Source organism: Gemmatimonadota bacterium (assembly GCA_026706345.1).
Lineage (GTDB): Bacteria > JAAXHH01 > JAAXHH01 > JAAXHH01 > JAAXHH01 > JAAXHH01.
In genome coordinates this window covers 1-3,113 of sequence record JAPOYX010000119.1, presented here as the reverse complement: position 1 = coordinate 3,113, position 3,113 = coordinate 1, and the positions used below count along the sequence as shown (strand labels likewise).

Here is a 3,113-nt window from a genome sequence, read left to right as displayed (position 1 = left end):
GCTTGACGTCCGGAAACGAGCTTCCCTTGCCCTTCGCCACCTTGAACAGGGCGACGCTCGTATCGTTGCCGAACGTGTGCTTCATGTGCGCCACCCCGGGCACGATCTCGCGGGAGAACTCGTCGTCCGAGAAATTGATGACCTTGGGTTCGGTCAGCTCGTTTCGCATGACAGCTCCTCGATCAGTGGAAATCGTCAACCAGGAATTCCTGGAGCTTCACGGTAAGGTGGGCGAGGGCCTTTGTCATGTACTTCTCCACCATTTTCGTGGAAATGCCCATTTCCCGCGCGATCTCCGCATGGGGCCAGTTACGGATTCTGCACAGAACGAAGACCCTCCGGCACCTCGGCGTCAGTTCGTCGATGGCGGCCCGGTAGGCGGCGTCCCACTCCTTCGCGTACTGCGCGCGCTCGGGCGACGGGCTGGTCAGGCGCGGCTCGGCCCCGAAGGCGTCGATGCCGAGCGGTACTTCGCTGATTCTTCGCTTGCGAAAGTAGTCCTGGACGATGTTCTGGGCCGTCTGGAACAGAAAGGCGCGGGGGTTCCTGATGCGGGACGGCCGGTCGATGCGGCACATGCGCAGGAACACCTCCTGGCACGCATCCGCGGCATCGGACGCCGAAGGAATCCTCCGGCGCATGTAGGCGGTGAGTGTTGACTGATTGGCGCGAACGAGATCCTCGACAAAATCGGTTGTGCTGCGTTCGCCGGTCGACGCCTGATTGCCCATGCAAACGGTTCCCCTGCCCGTCTGGTGCGATGGGGCAAAGGGTCCCTGTAACCCCCCTGACTCTGCTGGAAAGTATGGGGACGTTATGCTAGATAAGCAACCGGGAGGGTCTGTTCCGACCCAGGCGGGCGAGGGGAATGTCTACATCATCTTCAACCACGGATCCTGTCGATACGAGCCCGACAGTCATTCGCAACGCGCGCGTCATCGACGGAAGCGGCCGCCCGCCGCTCGAGCGTCAAGCCATTTTCATAGAGTCCGGCAAGATCAGGAGCATACTGCCCGATACCGATTCCCTCGCATCCGGCCCAGGGCACGTCGATGCGTCCGGCAAGACAGTCATTCCCGGGTTGATCGACATGCATGCCCACCTGATCAGCGGTGGCTTCGACACCGTGGTCGACGTGGGCGCCTCCTATGTTGTGGATGACCAGAAACGGGTGCTCCGGCAGATGCTCTACTGGGGGGTGGTGGGTTGCCACTTCTCGGTGCAGCCCATCGACAACGGCCTCTGGTTGCGGCAGGCGCTCGCGTCGGGCGAGATCGAAGGGCCGAGACTGTTCGTTTCCGGCCCCGGGGTGACCGCGCCGGCGGGATGGGCGGGGTCCAACCAGATGGATGCGCGCATCGAGCTCGACGATCCGGACAATGCCCCGGCAGCCGTTGCGGGATTGGCTGAAAACGGCGTCAATTTCGTAAAGATCTTCTACGACTCGATGTGCTGCGCTTTCCATCAGGCGATGCCGATGCTGCGCAAGGACGTGATGCAGCGGGTGATTACCGAGGCACACCGGCACGGCCTGCCGGTTGCGTCGCACGTCTACGAACTGGAAGGCCACCGAGAGGTGCTGCAGGCGGGCGGCGACATCCTGTACCACTCTTCGGTGACGGGCGAGATCGATGACGAGTACCTGGAGGCGATGCGCGCCAACGGCAGCCTGTACGTGGCGACGCTGTCCATCTACAACGACACCTATGAGCCGCAGGCGATCCGGGCATGGGCGGACTCTTCCTGGGTGCGCGAGAGCGTGCCGAAAGCCACGCTGGAAACCCTGGGGCCCGGCGGCCCGCTGGACGAGTTCGATGCCTTCACCAGGCGGGACAATATCGCGCGGCAGTTGCCGACCATCATGGGCAACATGAAAAAGATCCACGATGCGGGCATTCCATTCGCGGTCGGTCCCGACACAGGCGTTCCGGGCGTCTTTCCGGGCCTGAGCGTGCACCGCGAGTTGGAACTCATGGTCGCCGCCGGCGTGCCGGAGCTTGCCGCCATCAGCGCGGCGCCGCATCCGGCCGCGACCTTGGCCCGGGAGCCGCTGATCGGCTCGCTGGCGCCCGGCAAGAGCGCCGACCTGCTGATACTCTCGGAGGACCCGCTGGCGGACATCCGGGCGACCCGTTCGATCGAAACCGTCGTCAAGGAGGGGCGGGTCGTCGACCGGGAGAAGCTGCTCGGCGAAATTTTCACCGCGGATCACGCGGAGGAAACCCATTAGGCCCGGATAGCGGATAAGAACCGACGAAGTTTCGGCCTTCGAGCCGCCAGATTGCCCCTCCGTCGGTCCGGGGCCGCCACGGCAAACGAAATCAAGGAAAGGAGTTCAGAATGTCCGATGCGAAACAATGGTATTTCAAGACCAAGGACGACGGCATATTCCGCAAGCTGACCGACACGATATCCACTCGCCTGTTCATCGGCGAGAAGGTCATGTTCTCCCTGGCGGAGATCGGCCCGCACACCGAACCCACCATCCACAGCCACGATGAAGAGCAATGGGGCATCCTGATGGAGGGCGAGTGCGTGCGCATCCAGGACGGCGAGGAAGTCGAGATGCAACAGGGAGACTTCTGGTGCACCCCCGGCAATACGCCGCACGGTGTCCGTACCGGTGACAGTGGCGCGGTCATCCTGGATGTATTCAGCCCGCCACGGGAAGCCTACCTGACGGCCGGCGAGGGCCTGTCGGCGAAGTACCACGGGTCCGGTTGAGCCGTGCAGACCGAAACGGTGCGCTGGGCTGCCCGGTTTCCGGAGCTCGGAACCGGTCCGCTGCCGACATCACCCTATACGTCGTTCGAATACTTCGCCCGTGAACGCGACCGCATCTTCTCCTGTCACTGGCTTTATGCTTGCCGAGAGGACGATGTGGAGGAACCCGGCAGCTATTTCGTGCGGGACCTGCCCCACATTCCTGCCTCGATTGTCATAACACGGGCGGAGGACGGCCGCATCCGCGCGTTTCACAACGTCTGCCGCCACCGGGGCAATCGCCTCGCCGACGGGCAGGGCCGCTCGCGGCGCCTGACCTGCAACTACCACGGCTGGACGTACGCAACCGACGGGAACCTGGTCGGCGTTCCGGATGAAGATCAGTTCGT

General features: G+C 63.3%; 4 protein-coding genes. 3 read left to right on the top strand and 1 reads right to left on the bottom strand.

All coding sequences use genetic code 11. The annotated features are described in order from the left end of the window. Positions 1 to 182 precede the first annotated feature (182 nt). Positions 183 to 731, bottom strand: coding sequence for a sigma-70 family RNA polymerase sigma factor (locus OXG98_08030; GenBank protein MCY3771952.1), 549 nt, complete (start codon positions 729 to 731; stop codon positions 183 to 185). A gap of 137 nt (positions 732 to 868) precedes the next feature. On the opposite strand from OXG98_08030, the gene OXG98_08025 reads away from it, so the two are divergent. From OXG98_08025 to OXG98_08015, 3 genes are all read left to right on the top strand, one after another. After that, positions 869 to 2,230 carry an amidohydrolase family protein gene (locus OXG98_08025; protein MCY3771951.1) on the top strand — a complete coding sequence of 454 codons (1,362 nt, stop codon included), beginning with the start codon at positions 869 to 871 and terminating at the stop codon, positions 2,228 to 2,230. 110 nt (positions 2,231 to 2,340) lie between these two features. Next, positions 2,341 to 2,724, top strand: a complete 384-nt coding sequence (locus tag OXG98_08020; protein ID MCY3771950.1) for a cupin domain-containing protein — start codon at positions 2,341 to 2,343, stop codon at positions 2,722 to 2,724. Between the two features lie 3 nt (positions 2,725 to 2,727). Then, positions 2,728 to 3,113: Rieske (2Fe-2S) protein (locus OXG98_08015; protein MCY3771949.1), on the top strand; the 386-nt coding region annotated here is incomplete at its 3' end.

Excerpts from the sequence above, each read along its gene's own strand:
- OXG98_08030 (MCY3771952.1), bottom strand. The coding sequence starts at position 731 with ATGGGCAATCAGGCGTCGACCGGCGAACGCAGCACAACCGATTTTGTC.
- OXG98_08025 (MCY3771951.1), top strand. The coding sequence starts at position 869 with ATGTCTACATCATCTTCAACCACGGATCCTGTCGATACGAGCCCGACA.
- OXG98_08020 (MCY3771950.1), top strand. The coding sequence starts at position 2,341 with ATGTCCGATGCGAAACAATGGTATTTCAAGACCAAGGACGACGGCATA.